We start from the raw sequence: 24,797 nt of genomic DNA, 5'->3' as shown, positions 1-24,797 counted from the left end.
CATTTTATCCATGACGATGTCATGTATTATTTAGACCCAACTACCCCAAACAGTATTCAAAAACTTACTTTGCCCGAATGTAACGTAAGTTTATTAGGAGGATTAGGTACTAGTGCAAATACACGAATTTCGGATATCCATTTTAACGGCGTTGATAAAATATTTATTGTTGGTAATACTACCCAAAGTAGTAATTTCACTACCGAAGGTGTTTATCGTACAACTTATGAAGCCAATGATTTACTTAACAGCAGTGGTTTTGTGGCTTGTTTTGCGTTAACTGGTGAACTCTTATGGTGTACTTATAGTGATTCAATAGAACCTACTCCTCAAGAATATACAAAAATCACAACTGACCCTCAAGATAATGTATATTTTATTAGCTATAGAGATAAAGAGTTGAGTTTTGAAAATTCACCTTTTCAAGCGGAAGCCAAAGAATATGACGAAATTCCTTTCACAGGATATACATCAACTTTAACCAAATTAAACAGTCAAGGTCAATTTTTTTGGGGAACTTTTTTCGGTGCTTATTTTACGATAATAGTCGACATAAAAGCGGTAAATGATGGAATTATTCTACTTGGAGATGTTTCTGTTATGCCAAACACACCATTAACAGAAGATTTTAATCCTACGTATTTTAGTACGCCTGGAACTTACCAAGCAAACCCAAACTTATCTTCTAATGATGGTATGTTTTCTACTAATATATTTATGAATAAATTCAATTTCGATGGAACTAGAGCTTGGGGAACTTATGTAAATGAGCAAAGAAGTTCACTACCTCGATTAGAAACTTCGGCAAACGAGATTTATGTTATTTCAGCCTATAATAATACAAGCGGTGGTTTTGTAAATTCGGCAACACCAAATGCATTTATCACAGATCCTGGAATTAATGTAACTAAAAAAATGTTAGACCGTTTTAGTGCAGATGGAACAAGTAAACTTTGGAGAACCTATACTTCTAATAATATATTTTCGGCATACTATGATAAAGTTACCATCAACACAGACGGAAATATTTGGCTAACGGGTCAAACAGAAAGCTTTACTGGAGTTTCTACAGCAGATGCTTATCAAATAGCAAGAAATCCAGCAACTTCGTTTAATTTTTCACATTCAGATGGATATCATTTGTTGTTATCTAAAGATGGCTCAACGGTTCTATATACAACTTATTTCGGTTTTGATGGTAAAGACGAACCTCGCTCGCTTTTCCCAACAACTGATGGATATTATTCGATAGAGAAAACTAGTAAAAACAGTAATGCTAATAATTTTATTACACAAGGAAGTCCATTAAATCCAGATGAAGTTGGAGCAAATACTTACGGAGGAACTATTTATACGCGTTTTACAACAGATTTATTAAGTTCAGATACGTTTGATAAAAAGAATATTTCTATTTATCCAAATCCAACTACTGATGTGTTGCATATTACAGGTGAATTACAAAGTTTTACAAAACTTGAAATGCATAATATTCTTGGGCAAAAAGTTTTACAGCAATCGTTTAATAATGAAGAAATCGTTTCTGTAAATACAGAATCAATAAGTGTAGGAGTTTATTTGTTAACCTTATCAAACGGAAATCAAAAACAAACTTTTCGAATTGTGAAGAAATAGCAAAAATCAAAAAAGCCAATCAAAAAACGATTGGCTTTACTTTATAAATATAAAAATTTTATTAACCTGCAGCAATCAAGTTTAAAGCTGAACCTGCTTTAAACCATTCAATCTGTTGGTCGTTATATGTATGATTTGCTAAAATAATATCTTTTGAACCATCACTATGAACAAACTCCAAAGTCAAAGGTTTAGCTGGTGCAAACTCAACTAAATCCAAGAAATTAATCGTATCATCTTCTTGAATCTTATCATAATCTGCTTCGTTAGCAAAGGTCAACGCAAGCATTCCTTGTTTCTTTAAATTCGTTTCGTGAATACGAGCAAACGATTTAACTAAAACCGCTTTCACTCCCAAATGACGAGGTTCCATTGCGGCGTGTTCACGAGAAGAACCTTCACCGTAATTCTGGTCACCAACCACAATAGTTGGAACACCTGCTGCTTTGTAAGCACGTTGCACAGCTGGAACTTCACCGTATTCGCCGGTTAATTCATTCTTAACCCAATTGGTTTTATGATTGAATGCATTTTCAGCACCAATTAACATATTATTCGAAATATTATCTAAATGTCCGCGGAAACGCAACCAAGGACCAGCCATAGAAATGTGATCGGTAGTACATTTTCCAAATGCTTTGATTAACAATTTTGCTCCAGTAATATTTTTACCATCCCACGGCTTAAAAGGTTCTAGCAATTGTAAACGTTGCGATGTAGGAGAAACAATCACTTCTATTTTTGAACCATCTTCAGCCGGAGCTTGAAAACCTGGATCATCAACGTCAAAACCTTTTTTCGGTAATTCATCACCAAATGGCGGTTTGAATTTTACTTCTTCACCATTGTCATTGATCAACGTATCTGTAATCGGATTAAAATCTAAACGACCTGAAATTGCTAAAGCAGCAACCATTTCGGGAGAAGTTACAAAGGCGTGCGTATTTGGATTTCCATCGGCACGTTTTGAGAAGTTTCTGTTAAATGAATGTACGATGGTATTTTTTTCTTGTTTATCTGCTCCTGCTCTATCCCATTGTCCGATACAAGGACCACAAGCATTCGTAAATACTTTAGTTCCCATTTTTTCAAAAGCTGCAATTATTCCATCGCGTTCAATTGTAAATCGAATTTGTTCCGAACCTGGATTAATTCCAAACTCGGCTTTAGGCGTAATTCCTAATTCCACTGCTTGATTAACGATAGAAACTGCACGTGACATATCTTCGTAAGACGAGTTGGTACACGAACCGATTAATCCCCATTCTACTTTAATTGGCCAATCATTTTTAGCCGCTTCTTCCTTCATTTTAGAAACAGGCGTTCCGCGATCTGGAGTGAAAGGACCGTTAATATAAGGTTCCAATTCCGATAAATTGATTTCGATTAACTCATCAAAATATTGTTCTGGATTTGTATAAACTTCCGGATCGGCTGTTAAATAATCAGCAACTTTATCTGCAGCAACTACAACCTCAGCACGACCAGTTGCATTTAAATATCTTCGCATTGAATCGTCATATCCAAAAGTTGAAGTTGTGGCACCAATTTCAGCTCCCATATTACAAATGGTTCCTTTACCAGTTGCAGACATTGACAAAGCTCCTTCGCCGAAATATTCAACGATAGCACCCGTTCCACCTTTTACAGTTAGAATATCAGCAACACGAAGAATCACATCTTTTGGTGCTGTCCAACCGTTTAATTTACCTGTTAATTTCACTCCAATTAACTTTGGGAATTTTAATTCCCAAGCCATTCCTGACATCACATCAACAGCATCTGCACCTCCAACTCCAATTGCAAGCATTCCCAATCCTCCAGCATTTACTGTATGCGAATCGGTTCCAATCATCAATCCGCCAGGAAATGCATAATTTTCTAAAAGAATTTGATGAATGATTCCAGAACCCGGTTTCCAAAAACCGATTCCATATTTGTTTGTTACTGATGATAAGAAATCAAAAACTTCTTTTGATTGTGAATTTGCAACAGCCAAATCTTGCTCAGCTCCTACTTTTGCTTGAATTAAGTGATCGCAATGCACCGTAGTTGGAACAGCCGACTGTTCTTTACCAGCATGCATAAACTGTAACAAAGCCATTTGAGCTGTCGCATCCTGACAAGCGACACGATCCGGAGCAAAATCAACATAATCTTTTGAACGTTCAAACTTTTGAGAAGGCATTCCTTCCCATAAATGAGCATATAAAATCTTTTCAGAAAGCGTTAGCGGACGACCAACCAATTCACGAGCTTTATCAACTCGAGCAGGCATATCTTCGTACACTTTTTTAATCATTTCAATATCAAAAGCCATAATTTTTATTTTTTTATTTGTTGAATTAAAAACCTTCTCCAATTTACTAAATATTTTTGGTAACCCTTTTTAAAAGATTGTTAACATACTCTATTTAAAATGATTCTATTTGTTTTGAGAAAATAGAGAAAAGAATATAGATTATAGAAATGTATTAAAATATTTTCAATTCTTCAGTTATATCTTTGGTTAGTTTTCTTAAAGGACGATTATTTAAATCTTCGATGTTTAGTTAATTATAAAACAATCACATCTATTAATAAATCACAAAAAACTCATCTATTAATTCATTTTCATCTGAATAAACCAAAGTAAAACTACCAATTTCAATCAATAAATCATTAAAAACAGGAGTCTTAAATTGATGATAATTAAGCTCTGTTAAAGAATATTCTATGTTTTGGGGATTAATTGAGATATTTTTGTCTAAAATATCTAGCTCTTCTATCGCATTCATTTCAAGAATATCTAGAAATGATTTTTCAATTTGAAAATATATTTTATTCTTTATTACAAACGCATTGCTTTCAAAACTAGTTTTCATAAAATTCATTTTCTATTAATAATTATAATACTAATCAATGAACTAGTAATCAAAATACACAAATTCGTGAATCCTGAAAACAAAATTTCAATCTTAGTTGGAACTTCTTTTGTATCAATAAATCCAATATGGATATATTCAATTTGATTAAAATATGAAACATAAAATATTTGATATTCTCTATAAAATCCATATAATAAAAGAAAAATAACGTTTAATATAAGGATTAAAATTATTTTACGAATAGACATTTCTAATGATTTTAATACTTAATTATTTAATTTTTCTTCTTTGGTAGGCATATTTTCGTAAACATTTTTAATCATTTCAATATCAAGAACCAAAATATATTTTTCTTTTTGGTTATTAACGTGTTTTACGGTAAATATATCAAATGTTAACAAACAATCTTAAATTGATTTAATAAATCCTAAAAAATAAAAACAGAGTTAATACAATAAAATATTGATTCTTATTAAACACCAATTTTGATATTATTCTGTTATGTAAATAAATTCACTATAGGTTTTAAGTAAATTGCCCAGACCTTTTAGGTAAATCGTCTAGACCTTTTGAGTAAATCGTCTAGACCTTTTGAGTAAATCGTCTAGACCTTTTGGGTAAATCGTCTAGACCGTTTTTAAGCCTAGTATTTACAAGGGTTTTCAGAGGTTAAAAAACAGCTCTAAAATTACTATAAATTAGCTTGTTTTTTTGTGATGTAGTATCGAATTCAAATACGCTTTTGAGTCACTAAATCGAGCTTGCGAATTGTACGGAGTAAACCAAATCCAGTGAGATAACCGATAAAGGTTTCGTTTCTGTAGCATTTACTATTATGAAATTATAGTAATTCATTTGTTTACTTTCAAATTGAAAAACAAACGGCTTATAAATCTCAATTATTTTATAAAAAACAAAACTCGCAGCAGCGATGGTAGTGGTTAGCCCACAGTGTGTTTTTTTTCAAAAAACACACGAGGACTAGAAACGAACAGCGCGGTGCTTTAGCAGCTGCCCAAAAAAGTTTGAAAGATAGTTAAGTCATTCTAATTTATTATTTAAAGTATTAATGAATAAATAGAGAATGTAGAAGTGAAAAAATAAATTTCTATCTTTAATCTTAACCAACTCAATTTCGTTGTAAATGAAAAAAAAATATCATTCTCTTAATACTGATAATTTGTTTTATTAGTGAAACAAGAGCACAAAATTTAAAATCATATGAATTCTTAATTCGGGAAAATTTCCCTGAATTTATCAATTATTTTCCAAACTTAGCTTTCGATAACTTTGTAACTGAAACTTCATCAGAGATTGAAATGAATACATTTTCACAATTTGATGCTAGCGATTGGAATTTGTATTTAAATACTTCTAATGAATTTATCGTTTACAATCCGTCTAAAACTTATGCAACAGATTTTAATTTCTATGGTGATGTTGACCAAGAAACAAAGCTTTTGGACATTAAGAATAGAAGCGAAAAACGAATTAATTTTTGTGACCCAACTTGTGGATTCGATGAAGCAAAATGGTTAAATGATGATGTTTTAATTTTAGTAGGAAGTTTTATTGATTTTGATTACTACGATGAAGTTACTGAAACTTCAAGAATTTATGCGATGATTATGATTGTTGATTTAGAACACAGGAAAAAAAACATTTATTTTAATAAATTAGATTTCACTAAAAACTAGGGATTCAACTCATAAATGCTGCATATAGATTACTTTTCTGCCGAACTATATCATAATTAGGAAAGAGGTGCTAATGAAATTATAAAAGGTTTAGTAAGTCAATATTATCCTAAAATGACGAATTTTGAAAACATAACCCAAGAACAAATTAATAAGGTTGTTATTCTATTAAACAATAGATCCGAAAAAGATTTAGTTTTAAATCGCCTAACAAAATATTTACTCTAAAATTAGATACAAGTAAAGGTGTTGTATATATCACTTGAACCAGCCTTTTACTTTCCGATACAAAAATTAGCAAAAATATTTCCAAGCAACTCATCATTAGTTACTTGACCTGTAATTTCACCGAAATAATATAATGCTTGACGGATGTCAATTGCCATTAAATCAGCAGATAAATTTCCATCCAATCCCCACTTCACTTTTTCAATTTCTTCCAAAGCTTTTAGTAATGAATCGTAATGGCGTGTATTCGTTATAATGGTTTCATTATTACGTAAAGCTCCGGTATCTACAAAGTTTAATAATGCATTCTTAAGTTCCTCTACTCCTATTTTATTTTTAGCTGAAATGGTTTGTAATTTAACATTCAATGTTTCAAGTTGTAACTTAATATTCTGAATTTCAGTTTCTGAAAGCAAGTCGATTTTATTGATAACAACAACTAATGGTTTTTGCGGATATTTATTCTTTATACGTTCGATTTCAATAATATAATCAGAACTTTGCTCCTTAAACTTTAAACTTTCGAACAAATAAAGTACCACTTGTGCTTGTTCAATTTTCTCAAACGTTTTTTGAATTCCGATGCTTTCAACAACATCTTTTGTTTCACGAATTCCAGCGGTATCTATAAAACGGAAACCAATGCCGTTGATTACCAATTCATCTTCAATAGTATCGCGAGTTGTTCCAGCAATATCAGAAACAATGGCACGTTCTTCATTTAACAAAGCGTTTAATAAAGTAGATTTTCCAACATTTGGTTCTCCAACAATCGCAACAGGTATTCCGTTTTTGATTACGTTTCCTACAGCAAAAGAATCAATCAAACGTTTTAGAACAAACTCAATACGATTAACTAATTCTCTAAAGGCTGTACGGTCTGCGAATTCAACATCTTCTTCAGAGAAATCTAATTCCAACTCGATTAATGAAGCAAAGTTTAATAATTCTTCACGCAATTTCGCAATTTCATTTGAGAAACCACCACGCATTTGTTGCATTGCAATTTGATGGGAAGCTTCGTTATCAGAAGCGATTAAATCAGAAACAGCTTCAGCTTGAGATAAATCCATTTTTCCGTTCAAGAACGAACGCATTGTAAACTCACCCGGAGTCGCCATTCTACAACCTTTACGAAGTAATAATTGAATAATTTGTTGCTGAATGAAGGTTGAACCGTGACACGAAATTTCTACTGTTGGTTCTCCTGTGTAAGAATTGGTTCCTTTAAATAAAGAAATCAAAACTTGGTCATAAACTTTTGTATCTTCAACCAGATGTCCAAGATGTAAAGTATGTGATTTTTGTTTGGTCAAATCTTTTCCTTTTATCGACTGAAATAAAGGAGCTACAATTTCAATAGCTTTCGGACCAGAAACTCGAATCACAGCAATTGCCCCTGCTCCCGAAGGAGTCGCTAAAGCAACAATAGTATCTTGTAAAATCATAATGTTTGAAAATTTATGCAAAAATACAATTATTTAAACAAAATTTGAAGGGTTTTATTTCTATCAAAATAATCGGTTAAGTATCGATTTTAAAAGAACATTTCGTATATTAGTCAAGCTAAACAACATAATTATGAAAAAAATTCTTTTCCCTACAGACTTTTCTACAACCGCTTCTAATGCATTTGTTTATGCTTTGCATTTAGCAAAAAGTATTAACGCAGAAATTTTTGTTTTACACTCTTATGAAATGCCCATAATTTCAACTACTAGTGGTGGTCAACCCGAATTAATTCAAGGAGTTTACGAAAGTATTGAACTAAACAATTTTGAACGTTACAAAAACGAAGGTCCGATTTTACGTAAAGTTGCAGCTGAATATGGTCTTGAAGATGTAAAACTTACATTTATTTTTGAAGAAGGTTTACTTCTAATGAATATGAAACGAATTATTAAAGATGAAGCAATTGATTTTGTGGTAATGGGAACTAATGGCAACCATTCTCTTGAAAAGAAATTATTAGGTTCAAATACAGTTAATGTAATTAATAGCATCGATATTCCAATATTGAGTGTTCCAGCAAAAGCTAAATTTAGAAGCTTGTTTTCGTTTGGTTTTGCAACTATGCTAAACGAATCTGATAAAGTTGGAATTGACCGAATTATTAGAATCGCAACGGCTATAAATGCTGAAGTTAAACTATTACACGTTTTACGAAAAGAAAATCGTGAAATTGTAGACGTTATTAAAAAATGGAAAGAATATTTTAATAACGATAAAGTAAAAATTTATACGGTTTTAAATCCGAACTTAGAAGAAAGTGTTTTCTATTTCATTGATGAACATTTAATTGATGTGATGTGCATTGTAAAACGTCAATTAAATTTCTTTGAACGTTTGTTCACTTCAAGTTTAAGTAAACAATTATCCTATCATTCAGATGTTCCGGTTTTGATCTTACCACAACCAAAACAAGAATAAATATCATAAACAAAATCCGAGAGTTTAAAACAATAAACATCTCGGATTTTTAATTAACGAAAAATTAAAATTAACTACAACAAGGAGCTAAATTGTATAATTGAGTTATTTCTGCTTGTGTTAAAATTCGGTTATAAATTACAATATCATCCAAAAAGCCATCGAAATCTTTTCCTAAATAAAGATTTCCAATATTACTAGTTAATGGACCACAAGGTGCTAAAGTTGGATCCACAAGAGTAGAAGTCAAAACATTATCCAAGTAAATTTTAAAATCAATATTACCATCGCTTGTAACCACTAAATGTCGCCATTGAGAGGGAGTTACTGAAATAGAATTTATTGGATTAGAATTCCAATTTGTAGAATATTGATTCATACCAAAATTTGGTTTTCTTAAATCATATAACCCCAAAGACCATTGCCCGTAAGTATTAGGACAATGTAATCCAATGTCTCTTCCAATTAATAACTCATAATCGTTTAAACTAGTATTTTCATTTTTATACCAAAGTGAAATAGTAAAAGTTTGTGTTTGAATATTATCTAAAAAAGTTGGGTTAACATATTCTAAATATTCTCCATTTGCTTTGGTGAAATGAAAAGCACAATTCGCATTTCCTGCTCTGTCTGCATCAGAACTAGCAGATGTAGAATTCGTTAAATGATAACCATTTCCTGATGAATCATTTAAAGAACCGTTTGCAAATGTGTAAGATGCAATGATTCCGTTCTGTAAACTTGTTGGAATACAATTTGCGGCAGGAATTGGTGAATTATCATCATTATTACAACTTAATACTATAACAGCAAAAATTGCCAACGATGAAATTCCTAAAGTTTTAAAAATATTTTTCATAATAAATGGTTTTTAAAATTATTTTTTTTGTATATAAAATCAAAAAACAAGCCAAAAAATGATAATATTTTACATAAACACAATAAAAGGGGTTTACACTATAAATAAAAGGTCAAAACACCCTATTAGACAATAAATTCTAAACACCAATACAAAAAATTAGCAAACACTTTATTCTAAGCCATTTTAACAAATATTTGTAGTCAAAAAAACTTCATAAATAAATTAAAAGTTATATTTTAACATAAAAAAAATGAACGAATATCTTATTCAAACCAAAGACTTAAATTTTCAGTTTAATAACAAACGAAAAATTTTAGAAAACTTATCTCTTAATATTCCAAAAGGAAGTATTTATGGTTTTTTAGGTCCAAATGGAGCCGGAAAATCAACAACTATGCGTTTAATTACAGGTTTGTTGAATGAACAACAAAACGAATCTATCTATTTGTTCGGTGAAACTTTATCTAAGCAGCTTCCGCAAATATTTAAACGAATTGGAAGCATAATCGAAACTCCTACTTTATATCTTCATCTTTCGGGTTATGATAATTTGAAACTAATCGCAACGATACAAGAAGTTCCAAATTCCAAAATTCAAGAAATACTAGAATTGGTAGAACTTTCTAAATTCCAAAAACAAAAAGCAAAACAATATTCGTTGGGAATGAAACAGCGTTTGGCAATTGGAATGGCACTTTTGAATGACCCCGAATTGTTGATTTTAGATGAACCGGTAAACGGATTAGACCCGCAAGGAATTATCGAAGTACGTCAACTTCTTAAAAAATTAAATAAAGAAAAAGGAATTACTATTTTTATTTCGAGCCATTTATTAAGTGAAATTGAAAAAACCTGTACGCACGTTGGAATCATCAATCAAGGTAAATTATTATTTGAAGGTTCACTTGGTGATTTAGGTAATAAAAACAAAAATATTACGGTTGATATTATTTTAGATGAAGTTGAAAAATACCATTCGAAATTAAATGGTTTTGAGGTTACACAAATCGATTCGAAAACCTTACAATTTGTTTTAGATAATGAAAAAGAAATTCCAGAATTGATTCAAAACTTGGTACAAAATGATTTTCAAATTTATGGCGTAAACAAGCGCGGTGGTTTAGAAGATTGGTTTATTAATTTAACAGACAAAAAATAATGACGCAATATATTTCAAATTTCACCAAAGCTTTTCGAGCAGAAAGTATCAAGATGAAAAGTACTCGAATTGTTTTAACCGCAATTGTTTTAAGTGTTTTGATACCATTAATGGCATTCGTTTTTAGTCTTATAAATGGGGAATACAATTCAGATTTAACAGAAAAAACCAATTTCTTTCAAGTTTCTTTTAATAGTTATATATCAGTATTCGAATTTATAGCAATTCTTGTCGCAATCATTTCAGCAAGCAGAATATCCCAAATTGAATTTAAAAACAACACTTGGCAATTGATAGAAACACAACCTTTGTCCAAGTTTTCTATCTATTTTGCAAAATACTCAAAACTTTTAATCATCAATGCAATTACCATTTCTGTGTTTTTTGCAACTACTTATGTGGTAAGCTTCATCTTATATCTTTTACAAGAGAATAAAGAATTTGCAACGATAAACATTGGTTTTGAGGAGATTCAAACGGCAATTCGTTTTTGGGTTTCGTTATTGTTTTTAACTACTTTGATTTATGTGATTAGCGTTCGTTTTTCAAACTTTATTTTATCTATAATTGTTGGAATTGGTTTAATCATTTCAACTTCAATTCTTCAAGCATTAAACATCTTACCCAAATGGTATCCGTTAAAAATAACTTCGAATGCCATTTCAAATCCTAGTGATTTAGGTTACTTTTTTACGTATTCAGAAGGTTTTAGCGTGGTAATTAGTTTGTTACTTCTTTTTATTGGATATAAATGGTATGCGAATAAAACATTTAAAAATGCCTTTGTCAAAAACGGAAAAACCATTAGTACAAGTTTAGCAACCATACTTATTTTAAGTGGAATTTGTTTTTGGATTTTAAAACCAAATCAAATGATGCAATCAAACGAAACCTTGATTAGTGGAACCATTACAAGTCCGGATAATATTAAAGAAGGTTATTTGGTTGATGCGCTTACAAATGCAACTTTATATACTTTTCCAGTTTCTGAAAATCAGTTTAAACTTCAGATTACAGAAGATTTAAAATTAGGAAAATATCATTTAAAATTTGATAACGCAATCACTACACCGATTATTATCGGTAAAAATGACATTGTAAATATTGAAGTAGAACACAAGGGTAATGATGTTAATTTCAAAAAAACAGGAACGCGTTTGGCTGAAAACAACTTAGCTGATTTAGCTGAATTAAGCACCACAATTGCTTACTTTATCAGTAATGATATTTATGCAGATAATCCGACTAAAATTTCTGAAGAATTAATTGATGAATATGAAAGTCAACTAAAAAAACTAGGAAATGCTTATACAAACGATAATTATATTATTCGTGATGATTACCGTGCTATTCAACAAAAGCAGTTAATCGCTTATTTTATAAATCTTTGGAATCAATACGAAAAAAAGCAATTGGTTAAAGATGAAAATTTCAAAAAACAAGATTATGAATTCTACAAATTATTGAATGATAAACTAAATAGAAAAGATACCGAAATGCTTTTTGATAATAACTATCGTCAAATTGTAGTTCAAGAATTAATAGCAAACGATACTTCTGATTTAGACGAAAATACCAAATCTTTAAATGCTATTTTAAAACTTCCAAATGATTCATTCAAAGAAAAATTATTAACAACAGGAATTGTATCAGCTATTGACCAAAGTAAATCAGCTTCAGAAATTGTTGACGTTTTTGATACCTATAAAGTTGGATTAACAGATGCTAAAAACATCAATTATCTAAACGCAAAAGTTCAGGATGCAATTCGTTTAGGTAAAAATGCAAAAGCTCCGAATTTTGAAGCTTTTGATTTAAATGGAAATATTGTTCGTCTTCAAGATTTTAAAGGAAAATTTGTCGTAATTGATGTTTGGGCAACTTGGTGTGGACCTTGTAAATATGTTTCGCCTAGTTTTGAAAAAGCAGCAAATCAATATGCTAAAAACGAAAATATTGTATTTATTGCAATAAGTGTTGATAAAAACAAAATTGCGTGGATTTCACAAGCTAAAAATAAGCCTAAAACAGTAAAACAACTCATTGCAACAAATATTGATACTTTCGGAAAAGAATATTCAATTGAATCGATACCACGTTTTATTTTAATTGATAAAGAAGGAAATTTTGTAAACTCTAAAATGCCGATGGCTAACGAAAGTGCTTTTGATATTGTTCTAGAAAATACATTGAAATCAGAATAAAATTGTATTAATCAATCCATAAAAGCAATAAAAAAGTTTAAAATGAGTTAAATATAAAACCAATTAAACCACTTTAAAATGAAAATAGACATCATCATTGCGTATCTAAAAAGATATGAGTTTGGTCATGAAAAAGATTTTGTTCCACCGATAACCGGAATTCATTTGGCTGCATTAACTCCAAAGGGAACAGACAATCCTGAAGAATTGTTAATCGCGCATCGAAATTTATGGAAACAAACATTTTCTTTTTCGTATTCTGTGAAACGTATTTTTAGAGGATTAAGAACATTGAGTTTAGGTGCTTTTTTTATGTCTTTCTTCATGAATTCTTTTTATATGACAAAAAAATTACGCCGAAATTATCCTATAAATATGAACAATCAAATCATTTAAAATTAGTTTATATGAATAAGATACTCACGATTTTAATGCTTTTGACGCTGTTTTCTTGCAATAATATAAAAACTGAAAGCTCGAACCAATCGAAATCTACTATTATTAATCAAGTTGATTCAAAAAACAAATTCGATTCGTTGATAAATTACGAATTTGGACTAAGTTGCGGAACGGAATGTGCTGTGGTTTTTATTGTAAAAAAAATTGAATCTTTTAATTCGGCATCAATTCAAGTGAATTTTCAAATTGAAAAATATGAAAATTACGAACTCAAACAAACATCAAGTGCCAATTACATTTTTAATTACGGAAATATCAACACCATTCAATACATTAATGATGAAGGCAAAACAGAAAATATTAACACCATTTTTCAAGGTCAAGCTTTAGAAACTTTTAAAGGTTTTGGAAATAAATTGTTTGAATTAAATTCAAAATAATGGAAAGAGAAATTGAAATTTTAAAAAAATCGATACTTGTAATTAATGAATTTAATTACAATATTCACAGTATAAATTCCTCTAAAGAATACCTTAAAATTCATAATAGAAATTTAGAAACTATTCTAAAAATTGCAAGAAATAGAAATTCAAAATTTTTAAAAACTAAATTATCAGAATATCCAAAAATCAGTGAAGCAGAATTAGACGATTACATAAACTCAAAAAGAAAAAACATAAATTTGATAAATTTAATAACTTTATTTTTTTTCAGATTATTATATTTTTTTGTGGATAGAGCCGTTCGTTTAATCAAAACAAAAGGAAGTGGACCATCGATAATTAAAAATAAACTTTCGAAAATTGAAGAAACAAACAATTATATTCTTAAAGTTGTTGAAAATCCATTTCTAGAAGAAATTTATCTTGATGAAAAATTCAGATAATAAATCATAAATAAACCCAAAATGAAAAGACTTTTTTTAACCTTATTATTTTTAATTTCAATTGCAAATTCTGCTATTTCTCAAACATTTAATACAAGAAAAACAGATGCTTTTATTGAATATATCGAAGCTAATGAACGAGCGATCGGAAATGTTTCGATTTTTAAAAATGGTAAAGAAATCTATCAGCGTAAATTTGGAGATCAAGAAATGAATCGCTCAAATGATGCATATCGCATTGCTTCTGTAACCAAATTGATTACAGCAACTTTGATTTTAAAATTAATTGAAGAAGAAAAACTAAGTTTAAACGATTCATTGGTAAATTATTTTCCAGAAATTAAACAAAGTAATAAAATTACAATCGAGCAAATGTTGAATCATACCAGTGGTTTGGGCGATGTAAATTTTCGAGGGAAAGATCCGTATTGGTTGCAATATCGTGTTTACTCACCTTCCGAATTATTACAAAATATTATAATTGAAGAATTGTTATTTGAACCGGGAACTGATGTTTCGTATTCCAATTCAGCTTATTTTTTGTTAGGACAAATTTTAGAAAAAAAATATGCTCTACCTTATTCAGAAATTATCAATCAAAATATTACAAAACCATTAAATCTAAAAACTTTAAAAGCTGGAAATGACGAACGAAAAAATGTTTATCCTTCATTGAAATATAAAAATGGAAATTGGGATATTATGACCGAAAAATTTTATGAAAATTCTTTAGCGTTTGGAGATATTACCGCTTCAACTAATGATTTAAATATTTTTATAAATGCTTTATTTGACGGAAAAATCATCAGTAATAAATCATTAGAAATGATGAAACCTAAAGCTAATGCAGATTTCGGTTTAGGAATGATGAAAACTCCTTTTTATGAGATTTCGTTCTTAGGTCATAATGGTGATATTTCTGGAAGTCATACTTTATTAGGATATAATGAAAAAGATAAAACTTCAATAGCAATCAACATTAATGGAAATCGAAATGTGAAAAATGATTTTTACATTGGTATTTTAAATAGTTTATATGATGCTAAAATTCCATATCCAATTTATCTAAATGATAAAATTTTAAATCAATATGTAGGAACTTATAAATGCGAAAATTATCCGTTTCCGATTAAAATTTATAACGACGGAGGTGATTTATTTGGTTTAGGATTAGATGAAGGTCAGATTCCATTTCAATTAAAAGTTCAAGACGAAACTCATTTTACCTTTCATAATCTAAGTGCTACATTTATTCCTGAAGAATGTAAAATGATTTTCATTGAAAACGACGAAGTATATACTTTCTACAACCCTGATTTAAAATAATATTTTGAAAACATTTTTTACAGTTCTTACATTAATCCTGTTTATTTCTTGCAATAAAGAACAATCTGAAGAAAAATTCTTTAAAGCGATTTCTTTCAATAATAAGGATACAGCTTACTTAAAGCTTTCAGAGATTGATAATCAATTTAATGGAAAATATTTGGTTATTTATTCTGATAAAACTTCCGATTTAGGGAATATTTCAGGCGAAATTATTGGAGATACTTTAAAAGGAAGAAATAAATATGTTTCAAGAAGAAAATCAGAATTCATTAAACCAATCGCTTTTTTAAAAGAAAATGAAAATCTGAAACAAGGAACAGGAATGGTTTCTTATTATTTTCAAATTCCGTTTTATGCAAATGGTACGATTCAATTTCCAGATTCGTTATTTCAGTTTATACCTATCGATGAAAAAGAAATAATACATTTAAAACAAGAATTACAATTTTAAAAATTTGATTGTAATTTAATATATCTAAAATTGTTACAACATTAACACATCAAAAATCAGTAAATCAGTAATTTTTATCTAATTTTATAAAAAGAGAAAAAATGAAATCACTAATTATTTTAAGTAGTTTATTTGCTTTAAGTTGTTCAAAAATGAACAAAGAATTAACTCCAGAACCAACCTCTAATCAAACAGAAATAATGAATAAAGAAAACATATATCAGTTCAAAGTAAAAGACATTGAAGGAAATGACTTTGATTTAGCATCGTTAAAAGGCAAAAAAGTAATGATTGTAAACACAGCTTCTGAATGCGGTTTAACTCCACAATTTGAACAATTACAAAGTTTATATTCAGAATTTAAAAACAATAATTTTGTAATTATCGGTTTTCCAACCAACGATTTTATGGGGCAAGACCCAGGTTCAAATCAAGAAATTGCAGCATTTTGTCAAAAAAATTACGGCGTTACATTTCCAATGATGGAAAAAATTGTTGTTAAAGGAGATGATAAAAATGAAGTTTATAAATTCTTAACCGAGAAATCTAAAAATGGTTTAGGAGATTTTGATGTTGAATGGAACTTTCAAAAATTCTTAATTAATGAAAACGGAGAATTAGAACGTGTTTTCGGACCAAGAATTTTACCAAATGATACCGAAATTAAAAATTGGATAAAAGGAACTAATTCTTAAAGTAAATATCAGGTTTGTTTGTATCTTTGAGTAACAAATAAAGATCAAATGAAATATCCTGAAATTCCTTTAGCTCAAAGTATTTTACAAATCTGTAAAGCGAAAGGTCTAAAAAATATAATCATATCACCAGGATCGAGAAATGCTCCGTTAACCATCGGATTTTCTATCGATCCTTTTTTTAATTGTTATAGCATTGCTGACGAACGTTGTGCAGCATTTTTTGCATTAGGAATAGCTCAGCAAACTCTTGAACCTGCTATTTTAGTTTGTACATCAGGATCTGCACTTTTAAATTATTATCCTGCAATCGCAGAAGCATTTTACAGTCAAATTCCATTAATCGTAATTTCTGCAGATCGCCCAACAACTAAAATTGACATCGGAGATGGGCAAACGATTCGACAACGAAATGTCTTCGAAAATCATTCACTTTTTAATGCCAATCTTGAAGATGAAGCTTCTTCCAAGAATGATTTATTAATTCAAGAAGCGATTCGAATTTCATATTCAAAAAAAGGACCGGTTCACATCAACGCACCTTTTGAAGAACCTTTATATAATACGGTTGATGAAACATCGTACAAACCATTAATCACACATTACAAGCCGGAACGAAAACCAGAAATAAATTTTGATTTATATAAAGCGGTTTTTCAAAACACAAAAAAGAAATTGGTTTTAATCGGTGTGCAAAATCCGAATGTTTTGAGTGAAGAAATTCTTCAAAAATTGGGTAATGATCCATCGATTGTTGTGATGACAGAAATTACATCAAACGTAAGTCATCCAAATTTTGTTTCTAATATCGACACATTAATTACTTCATTTACAGAAGAAGATTTTGAAAACTTCAAACCTGAATTATTGATTTCTATTGGTGGAATGGTCGTTTCAAAACGCATTAAAGCTTTGCTGAGAAAGTATAAACCCAATGCGCATTGGCACGTTGATGAACATAGATTCTATGATACATTTCAGGCTTTAACCAATGAAATTGAAACCAATCCTCAAACTTTTTTCGAGGCAATGTTTGCTGATAATCATTTTTTAGAAAGTAGTTACAATGATTCGATTAAGACCATTATGAAATCGAGAGCAATTGGACATGAAAAATATTTAAAAGAAATTCCGTATTCTGATTTTATGGTTTTTGATCAAATTTGGAAACATTTACCAAGTCACATTCAGTTGCAAATTAGTAATAGTTCAGCTATCCGTTATGCACAATTATTTAAAACTCCGTCAGAAATTGATGTTTTTTGTAATCGTGGAACAAGCGGAATTGATGGCTCAACTTCAACTGCAATCGGAGCAGCTGTTGCAAACAATAAACCAACGGTTTTGATAACTGGTGATATTAGTTTTTTGTATGATAGCAATGCGCTTTGGAATAATTACATACCTGAAAATTTTAAAATTATTTTGATTAATAATGGAGGTGGCGGAATTTTCAGAATTCTTCCAGGACATAATGAAACTCCAGTTTTTAATACGTTTTTCGAAACCGAACATTGTTTAACAGCAGAACATTTAGCTAAAATGTATCGATTTGATTATGAAACAATTGCTAATGAAACCGAATTGTCACCAAAATTAAAGGCTTTTTTTAATAGTAAAAATAAAGGTATTTTAGAAATATTTACACCAACTAAAATTAATCAAGATATTCTAAAACAATATTTTAAAGCTGTTACTATTTAGGTATGGTTTTTGGACACGAACCATTTTAAAAAAATAAAATTATGAAAAAACTTATCTTACCAATCTTATCTGTCTTTTTTTTGAGTAGTTGTGCTGAATTACAACAAGCTACAAAACAATTGAACGAAATTCAAAATCAAGGAAATCAAGGAGGAGGAATTGGACAAACACAAATTGCAAATGCTTTAAAAGAAGCTTTAGAATTAGGCGTTTCAAAACAAGTTGTGAATTTGACAAAAACAAATGGATTTTATAACAATTCATTAGTAAAAATACCTGTTCCGCAAGAGCTTCAGAAAGTTGAAAAAGCATTACGAGCAGCTGGTTTGGGTAGTTTAGCAGATGAAGGTGTAAAAGCAATGAACAACGCAGCGAGTGTGGCTGTAAAAGAAGCAACTCCGATTTTTGTTGACGCAATCAAAAACATGACCATTACAGATGCTAAAAATATTTTAATGGGAGGTAATAATTCAGCAACGCAATATTTAAAAAAATCTACAACCAAATCGTTATACGGAAAATTCAATCCAATTATAAAATCATCATTTAATAAAGTTGGAGCTGATAAAGTTTGGAAAGAAATTATAACAACTTATAATACTTTACCAATGGTTCAAAAAGTAAATCCTGATTTAACAGATTATGTTACAAATGAAGCTTTAGACGGAGTTTTTACGATGATTGGAAAAGAAGAAGTTGACATAAGAACTAACATAAATGCAAGATCAACTAATTTATTGAAATCTGTATTTGCTTTACAAGATAAAAAATAGCAAAATTTAACATTTAGGTTAAAAAATAATTTACTATTTTTGGAAATACTTGCAGATTTCATATAACTAAGAATTAGTTGCAAAGTAAAGAAAAGGATTGGTGAAGACCAATCCTTTTCGCATGAATAGATTTTTTTTTCAATTCTTTTTTTCCAAACTTTTCTTGCTATTATTATACTTAAATTGATATTTCATTTTTTATAATTTCAGAATATTTTTTATTTTGAGCTAATTTTCAAATGATTTAAACTAAATATATACAAATTCTATAGAATATTCATTTTTATAGTTGCCTTTTTAAAATTTTGATTTTCTAATTAAATTTCGTATTTTTAGATAATTTCATAAAATTTCCACCGTTTTAATATAACCAACCCAAATTATATAAAATGACTCACAAAGAAATTATAAAAAAAATTGAATGGAAAGATTTAAAAAATTTATCCATTAAAGAAATGTTAATTGAAAATAATTTGACCATTCCTTGGTTTGTACTTTCGATTACATTAGCCTATCATGGTCATTATATATTAGCTTTGCCATTCTCTGCCTTTTTCTTTTTAACAGCACTTAGACAAGTTCATAATGGATTTCATAATTCACTTGGAACTAATAAATTTTTAACTTGGTTATCTTTATATATCAATAGTGTTTTAATGATGACATCTATACATGCTGTTAAATTCAATCATATCAGACATCATAAATACTGTCTAACTGAACAAGATTATGAAGGAAAATCAGCGAGTATGACTTGGTATGGGGCAATTCTTTATGGACCAATACATATGTTTTTGATTCATAAAATCACACTTAAACTTGGAAATAAGTATTACAAAAGAAACGTAATTTTTCAACTTATTTCGATATTAATATTTGCGACAATTGTTTTCTATTTTAATATATATTTTTTAATTTATCATATAATTGTCATGATAATTGGAGAATTTTTAATGGCTTTTTTTGCTGTTTGGACAGTACATCACGATACACATGAGAGTCCTGAAATGGCAAGAACACAAAGAACTAGTTGGAAAAATAAAATCACTTTTAGTATGTTTTATCATTTAGAACATCATCTTTTTCCAGCAGTTCCAACAATAAAACTTCCTGAACTTGCCAAACGAATTGATGAAGTTTTACCTGAAATCGAAAAGAAACAAACGTTTTAGTATTTTTTTTCTTCTTCTATTAATTTTAAAATCAAAGTTGATGTAATCAATTTGGCTACAGAAGCAATACGATATGCATCATTTGAACGATTCATTTCTTGATCTCCAAATTTACGCTGATAGATTTCTTTACCATTTTTAAAAATCGAAACGTTTCCGATCGCTCGTTCGTTAGCTTCAATATACTCTATAAAAGCATCTGTTTTTCTAGTGTTAAATGACTGAGAAAAAGCAATATTTAGAAATGAAATAAAGAAAATTAAAGTGTATATATATATTTTCATAATCTTCTTTTGTAAGTTTGGAAGTTACAAATTATTCCATAAAAAAACAGCAATAACAAAAGTTAATGCTGTTCTAATATGATAATATAAAAATCTTATAAGTGAATCACTTCTCCATAAGCTTCTGCAACTGCTTCCATAACAGCTTCAGACATAGTTGGGTGAGGGTGAACTGCTTTTAAAATTTCGTGTCCTGTTGTTTCTAATTTACGAGCTACAACTGCTTCAGCAATCATGTCTGTAACACCAGCACCAATCATGTGGCATCCTAACCATTCACCGTATTTTGCATCGAAAATAACTTTTACAAATCCGTCTGGAGTTCCAGCAGCTTTTGCTTTTCCTGATGCAGAGAATGGAAATTTACCTACTTTGATTTCATATCCAGCTTCTTTAGCTTTTTTCTCTGTCATACCCACAGAAGCAATTTCTGGAGTAGCATACGTACAACCTGGGATGTTTCCGTAATCTAATGGTTCAACATGTAAACCAGCGATTTTTTCAACACATAAAATTCCTTCTGCAGAAGCAACGTGCGCTAAAGCTTGTCCAGGAACAACATCTCCAATTGCGTAATATCCAGGAATATTTGTTTGGTAAAAATCGTTTACTAAGATTTTATCTCTATCTGTAGCGATTCCTGTTTCTTCTAAACCTATATTTTCAATGTTAGATTTAATTCCAACAGCTGATAATAATACATCAGCTTCTAAGATTTCTTCACCTTTAGCTGTTTTTACAAAAGCCTTAACGCCTTCGCCAGTTGTATCAACTTTCTCAACAGATGAATTTGTCATGATTTTAATTCCAGATTTTTTCAAAGAACGCTCCATTTGTTTAGAGATATCTTCGTCTTCAACCGGAACAATGTTTGGCATAAACTCAACAATAGTTACTTCCGTTCCCATTGAATTGTAGAAATGAGCAAACTCAACTCCAATTGCGCCAGAACCAACAACAATCATTTTCTTTGGTTGTTCTGCTAAAGTCATTGCTTGGCGGTATCCGATAACTTTTTTACCATCTTGAGGTAAGTTAGGTAATTCACGAGAACGAGCTCCAGTTGCAATGATGATATGATCTGCAGATAATTCGATAACAGAACCATCAGCTTTAGTTACATCAACTTTTTTACCAGGTTTAACTTTTCCAAAACCGTCGATAACTTCGATTTTATTTTTCTTCATTAAGAATTGAACACCTTTGCTCATTCCTTCTGCAACTCCACGAGAACGTGCAATTACTGCATTGAAATCTTTATCAACTTCACCAGAAATTGTTAAACCATAATCAGAAGCGTGTTTTAAATAATCAAAAACTTGAGCTGATTTTAATAATGCTTTTGTAGGAATACATCCCCAGTTTAAGCAAATTCCACCTAAATTTTCTTTTTCAACAACAGCAACTTTAAAGCCTAATTGAGAAGCTCTAATCGCAGTTACATAACCTCCAGGGCCACTTCCTAATACAATAATATCGAATTTCATATATAAATTTTCAGTATGATTTTAAGAGGTCTAAATTAATCAAAAAAAACAATAAATTATCAAATTAGCAATCAAAACTTTAAAAATTGTCAATTATTTAATTATTTGTAAATATTCATTTCTTCGTTATAGATTGGACTTGTAATACCAAGAAAATTCATAACCGAATGAAAAACATGATTTTGTGTTAAAGCATTATTCTTTTTCAACTCTTTAGAACCATCTGAAACCCAAACAATAAATGGAATTTCATATTGTTGCTTTGGAGCTAAACTCATTGGAACACCATGCATATAAAGATTTTTTTCACCTAAAGATTCCCCATGGTCAGAAACATAAATCATTGAACTTTTATAATTTGGAAGTTCCTTTAATGTTTCTATTACACTTGAAAGAATAAAATCTGTGTAAACAATTGTATTATCATATGCGTTAATAAGTTCTTCTTGAGAACAATTCGCTACTTCTACAGAATTACAAACAGGTTTAAAAACTTCGAATTGTGGCGGGTATTTCTTACTATAAGTTGGCCCGTGACTTGTACTTGTATGTAAAATAATAAGAATTTTCTTTTTATTTGAATTAAGAATTTCATCCTTTAATCCAGCTAACAAAATTTCATCGTAATCACAACCTATTCCTTCACAGTTTTCTATTAAATTTTCTCGCTTTTTGTATTTTTCGATATGAACAGGTGGTTCACCCCAATTTGTGGTTCGCCAAATAACATCTACATCATTTCTGTTCAAATAATTTGGAAGTATTTCATACAAATCATTTGAATTTTCATGTTCCAAAATACATTTCAAGCCTGCAGTAGTATATGTTGCGCAAGAAGTTGCATTAAAATTATGCAGATTTTCAATTTTAGAAAGTAAAGGATTTGTGTTTTTTGAATATCCATATAAAGAAAAATTCTCACTTCTTGCAGATTCACCAATTACTAAAACCATAACTGATTTTTCATCATTTGTGATAGTTGCATCTGGTAGTAAAATTTCCTTTTGATTCTTTTTTGCTTCATGAATGTAAAAAAGTGGTGTATTTACGGCATAAGACCAAGGCATTGCTAAACCACCAACTACTTTTGAATTTTTGTCAATCCATAAAACATTCGCAGCGTTTGCAACAACAATCAATAAAATCAAACCTAAATTAATTCCTGTTTGAATCATGAATTTCTTAAAAGAAACTTTTTCAAATTTAGCTTTAAATATGAAAATACTAGGTAAAATTCCAAAACAAACCAAATATATAATCAATTTAAATGAGAAGAAAGCACTCGATTCATCAAAATTGGTATTCAATATATTACTGATCATACTTTCGTCTATAATAACACTGTAAGAATTGATAAAATAAACGGCTACTGAATTTATCAAAAATGTTATAATTGTAAAGATTTTCCCTACTATTTTTGAAATATAAAAAAGTATATAAAAAAAGAAAAAATTTGCCAACACAACTAAAATTAGCATACTGAAACAAAGTAAAGCGCCACTGAAAGTTGTATAATCTACATTAGAAAAAACATATTTGAAAAATGGATAATGGAAGAATAAAAAATTCATTATACAAATTAGTAAAACAAATTTTGATAGTTTAAAACTATTTTTTAACATAAAGATTGGTAATTACAAAAAGAGAAATTAATAAACTTAAAAGTGCAAAATAAAATATTACAAGGTTTGCTTCAAAAATCTTAAATATCATTACAATACTACATGCAAAGAAAAGCAAAATGAAAACAGGATAAAACTTTTTATTGCCAATCCAACCCCATATATTATATTTTTTATTAATAGCTATTCCAATTATAGCAGAAGCATAACCAACTATTGCACCAACTGTAATATCTATTGGATGATGAGCTCCTACTCCAATTCTAGTTAATATTAAAATAATTCCAAATAAAAAAATAGAGCAACTCCAAACGATTTGGTACTTAATTTTTTTTGGCATAAAAGCTATTAAAACTACTGTAAGTACAGTAAATACAGTAACAGAATGACCAGATGGAAAACTATTACTTCCCATTAACTTTCTTCCAATTATTGTTAAATTTTCAGGTCCGAATGCAGCTGCTGGTCTTTGAATTCCAAATAATGGTTTTAAAACTCCAACTAAAATTGCCGATACAATTGATGCTGTTATTAAAGATTCCCACATCTTTGGAGCATAAATAATAAAAATAGTTAAAAACGATAAAATTATCAAAGCATCTCCAAGTTGTGTCAAGTTATATAATGTTCTTGGATATTCAGCTAATTCTGAATTCATAAAAAGGAATAACTCTTTTTGACAATTAACATATGCTTCATTACTCAAAGCATTTCTAGAACATAAGAAAGAAAGAATTGCCAACAATAAAAAAGTAGGTAAATATAATAATGAGGAATTAAACCTTGCAAAATTTTCTATTACAGTTTTATTCATGTTTTTTTGATAAAATTATTGATTTAAAAAAAAATGTATTCAAATAAACAAAAAGATTTATTAAATAACAACAGCTTATTAAAATGTAACAAAAAAAACCTA

General features: G+C 29.5%; 22 protein-coding genes. 14 read left to right on the top strand and 8 right to left on the bottom strand.

Annotated elements, in window-relative coordinates; genetic code table 11:
• Positions 1 to 1,632, top strand: a 1,632-nt coding sequence (locus EG240_RS12000) for a T9SS type A sorting domain-containing protein (protein ID WP_148096348.1), incomplete at its 5' end; no start/stop codon positions are given.
• Between the two features lie 61 nt (positions 1,633 to 1,693).
• On the opposite strand, the gene EG240_RS11995 is transcribed toward EG240_RS12000, so the two are convergent.
• A complete protein-coding gene (locus EG240_RS11995; RefSeq protein WP_125019634.1) occupies positions 1,694 to 3,952 on the bottom strand; it encodes an aconitate hydratase in 2,259 nt (752 codons plus the stop codon).
• 256 nt (positions 3,953 to 4,208) lie between these two features.
• Positions 4,209 to 4,496: a hypothetical protein gene (locus tag EG240_RS11990; RefSeq protein WP_125019633.1), complete on the bottom strand. Its 288-nt coding sequence runs from the start codon at positions 4,494 to 4,496 to the stop codon at positions 4,209 to 4,211.
• Between the two features lie 1,322 nt (positions 4,497 to 5,818).
• Here EG240_RS11990 and EG240_RS11985 point away from each other — a divergent pair.
• Positions 5,819 to 6,196, top strand: a complete 378-nt coding sequence (locus EG240_RS11985) for a hypothetical protein (RefSeq protein WP_125019632.1) — start codon at positions 5,819 to 5,821, stop codon at positions 6,194 to 6,196.
• A 275-nt stretch (positions 6,197 to 6,471) separates the two neighbouring features.
• On the opposite strand, the gene mnmE is transcribed toward EG240_RS11985, so the two are convergent.
• Complete coding sequence (gene mnmE / locus EG240_RS11980; RefSeq protein ID WP_125019631.1) at positions 6,472 to 7,872, bottom strand: tRNA uridine-5-carboxymethylaminomethyl(34) synthesis GTPase MnmE; 1,401 nt, start codon at positions 7,870 to 7,872, stop codon at positions 6,472 to 6,474.
• 133 nt (positions 7,873 to 8,005) lie between these two features.
• Between mnmE and EG240_RS11975 the strand changes: the two genes are divergently transcribed.
• The gene (locus EG240_RS11975; protein WP_125019630.1) at positions 8,006 to 8,854 is read left to right on the top strand and encodes a universal stress protein; all 849 of its coding nucleotides are present in this window, start codon (positions 8,006 to 8,008) and stop codon (positions 8,852 to 8,854) included.
• A gap of 70 nt (positions 8,855 to 8,924) precedes the next feature.
• On the opposite strand, the gene EG240_RS11970 is transcribed toward EG240_RS11975, so the two are convergent.
• Positions 8,925 to 9,713 (bottom strand): LamG domain-containing protein, encoded by a 789-nt coding sequence (locus EG240_RS11970; protein WP_125019629.1) that lies wholly within the window; start codon positions 9,711 to 9,713, stop codon positions 8,925 to 8,927.
• Between the two features lie 253 nt (positions 9,714 to 9,966).
• On the opposite strand from EG240_RS11970, the gene EG240_RS11965 reads away from it, so the two are divergent.
• From EG240_RS11965 to EG240_RS11915, 11 genes are all read left to right on the top strand, one after another.
• Positions 9,967 to 10,875, top strand: a complete 909-nt coding sequence (locus EG240_RS11965; protein WP_125019628.1) for an ABC transporter ATP-binding protein — start codon at positions 9,967 to 9,969, stop codon at positions 10,873 to 10,875.
• The gene (locus EG240_RS11960) at positions 10,875 to 13,079 is read left to right on the top strand and encodes a redoxin family protein (protein ID WP_125019627.1); all 2,205 of its coding nucleotides are present in this window, start codon (positions 10,875 to 10,877) and stop codon (positions 13,077 to 13,079) included. Before EG240_RS11965 ends, EG240_RS11960 begins: the two co-directional genes overlap by 1 nt.
• Positions 13,080 to 13,157: 78 nt before the next feature.
• Positions 13,158 to 13,475, top strand: coding sequence for a hypothetical protein (locus EG240_RS11955; RefSeq protein WP_125019626.1), 318 nt, complete (start codon positions 13,158 to 13,160; stop codon positions 13,473 to 13,475).
• Positions 13,476 to 13,486: 11 nt separating this feature from the next.
• Positions 13,487 to 13,918: a hypothetical protein gene (locus tag EG240_RS11950; protein WP_125019625.1), complete on the top strand. Its 432-nt coding sequence runs from the start codon at positions 13,487 to 13,489 to the stop codon at positions 13,916 to 13,918.
• On the top strand, positions 13,918 to 14,364 hold the full coding sequence (locus EG240_RS11945; protein WP_125019624.1) for a hypothetical protein: 447 nt from the start codon (positions 13,918 to 13,920) through the stop codon (positions 14,362 to 14,364). Before EG240_RS11950 ends, EG240_RS11945 begins: the two co-directional genes overlap by 1 nt.
• Before the next feature lie 21 nt (positions 14,365 to 14,385).
• On the top strand, positions 14,386 to 15,690 hold the full coding sequence (locus EG240_RS11940) for a serine hydrolase domain-containing protein (RefSeq protein ID WP_125019623.1): 1,305 nt from the start codon (positions 14,386 to 14,388) through the stop codon (positions 15,688 to 15,690).
• Positions 15,691 to 15,694: 4 nt separating this feature from the next.
• Positions 15,695 to 16,144, top strand: a complete 450-nt coding sequence (locus EG240_RS11935; protein ID WP_125019622.1) for a hypothetical protein — start codon at positions 15,695 to 15,697, stop codon at positions 16,142 to 16,144.
• A gap of 101 nt (positions 16,145 to 16,245) precedes the next feature.
• Positions 16,246 to 16,839 (top strand): glutathione peroxidase, encoded by a 594-nt coding sequence (locus tag EG240_RS11930; RefSeq protein ID WP_125019621.1) that lies wholly within the window; start codon positions 16,246 to 16,248, stop codon positions 16,837 to 16,839.
• Positions 16,840 to 16,887: 48 nt separating this feature from the next.
• The gene (menD, locus tag EG240_RS11925; RefSeq protein ID WP_125019620.1) at positions 16,888 to 18,543 is read left to right on the top strand and encodes a 2-succinyl-5-enolpyruvyl-6-hydroxy-3-cyclohexene-1-carboxylic-acid synthase; all 1,656 of its coding nucleotides are present in this window, start codon (positions 16,888 to 16,890) and stop codon (positions 18,541 to 18,543) included.
• A 41-nt stretch (positions 18,544 to 18,584) separates the two neighbouring features.
• On the top strand, positions 18,585 to 19,316 hold the full coding sequence (locus tag EG240_RS11920; protein ID WP_125019619.1) for a DUF4197 domain-containing protein: 732 nt from the start codon (positions 18,585 to 18,587) through the stop codon (positions 19,314 to 19,316).
• 389 nt (positions 19,317 to 19,705) lie between these two features.
• On the top strand, positions 19,706 to 20,488 hold the full coding sequence (locus EG240_RS11915) for a fatty acid desaturase family protein (protein WP_125019618.1): 783 nt from the start codon (positions 19,706 to 19,708) through the stop codon (positions 20,486 to 20,488).
• Here the strand turns inward: EG240_RS11915 and EG240_RS11910 are convergent.
• From EG240_RS11910 to EG240_RS11895, 4 genes are all read right to left on the bottom strand, one after another.
• Entirely contained in the window at positions 20,485 to 20,772 is a 288-nt protein-coding gene (locus tag EG240_RS11910) for a serine hydrolase (RefSeq protein ID WP_125019617.1), read from the bottom strand. The two genes, EG240_RS11915 and EG240_RS11910, sit on opposite strands and share 4 nt — an antisense overlap.
• A 95-nt stretch (positions 20,773 to 20,867) precedes the next feature.
• A complete protein-coding gene (gene lpdA, locus EG240_RS11905) occupies positions 20,868 to 22,259 on the bottom strand; it encodes a dihydrolipoyl dehydrogenase (protein WP_125019616.1) in 1,392 nt (463 codons plus the stop codon).
• A gap of 101 nt (positions 22,260 to 22,360) precedes the next feature.
• Entirely contained in the window at positions 22,361 to 23,881 is a 1,521-nt protein-coding gene (gene eptA, locus EG240_RS11900) for a phosphoethanolamine--lipid A transferase EptA (protein ID WP_125019615.1), read from the bottom strand.
• Positions 23,868 to 24,695: a phosphatase PAP2 family protein gene (locus EG240_RS11895; protein WP_125019614.1), complete on the bottom strand. Its 828-nt coding sequence runs from the start codon at positions 24,693 to 24,695 to the stop codon at positions 23,868 to 23,870. Before EG240_RS11895 ends, eptA begins: the two co-directional genes overlap by 14 nt.
• Positions 24,696 to 24,797 lie beyond the last annotated feature (102 nt).

The sequence above is a fragment of the Paenimyroides tangerinum genome (assembly GCF_003865405.1).
Lineage (GTDB): Bacteria > Bacteroidota > Bacteroidia > Flavobacteriales > Flavobacteriaceae > Flavobacterium > Flavobacterium tangerinum.
This window is presented reverse-complemented; position numbering and strand designations above follow the sequence as displayed.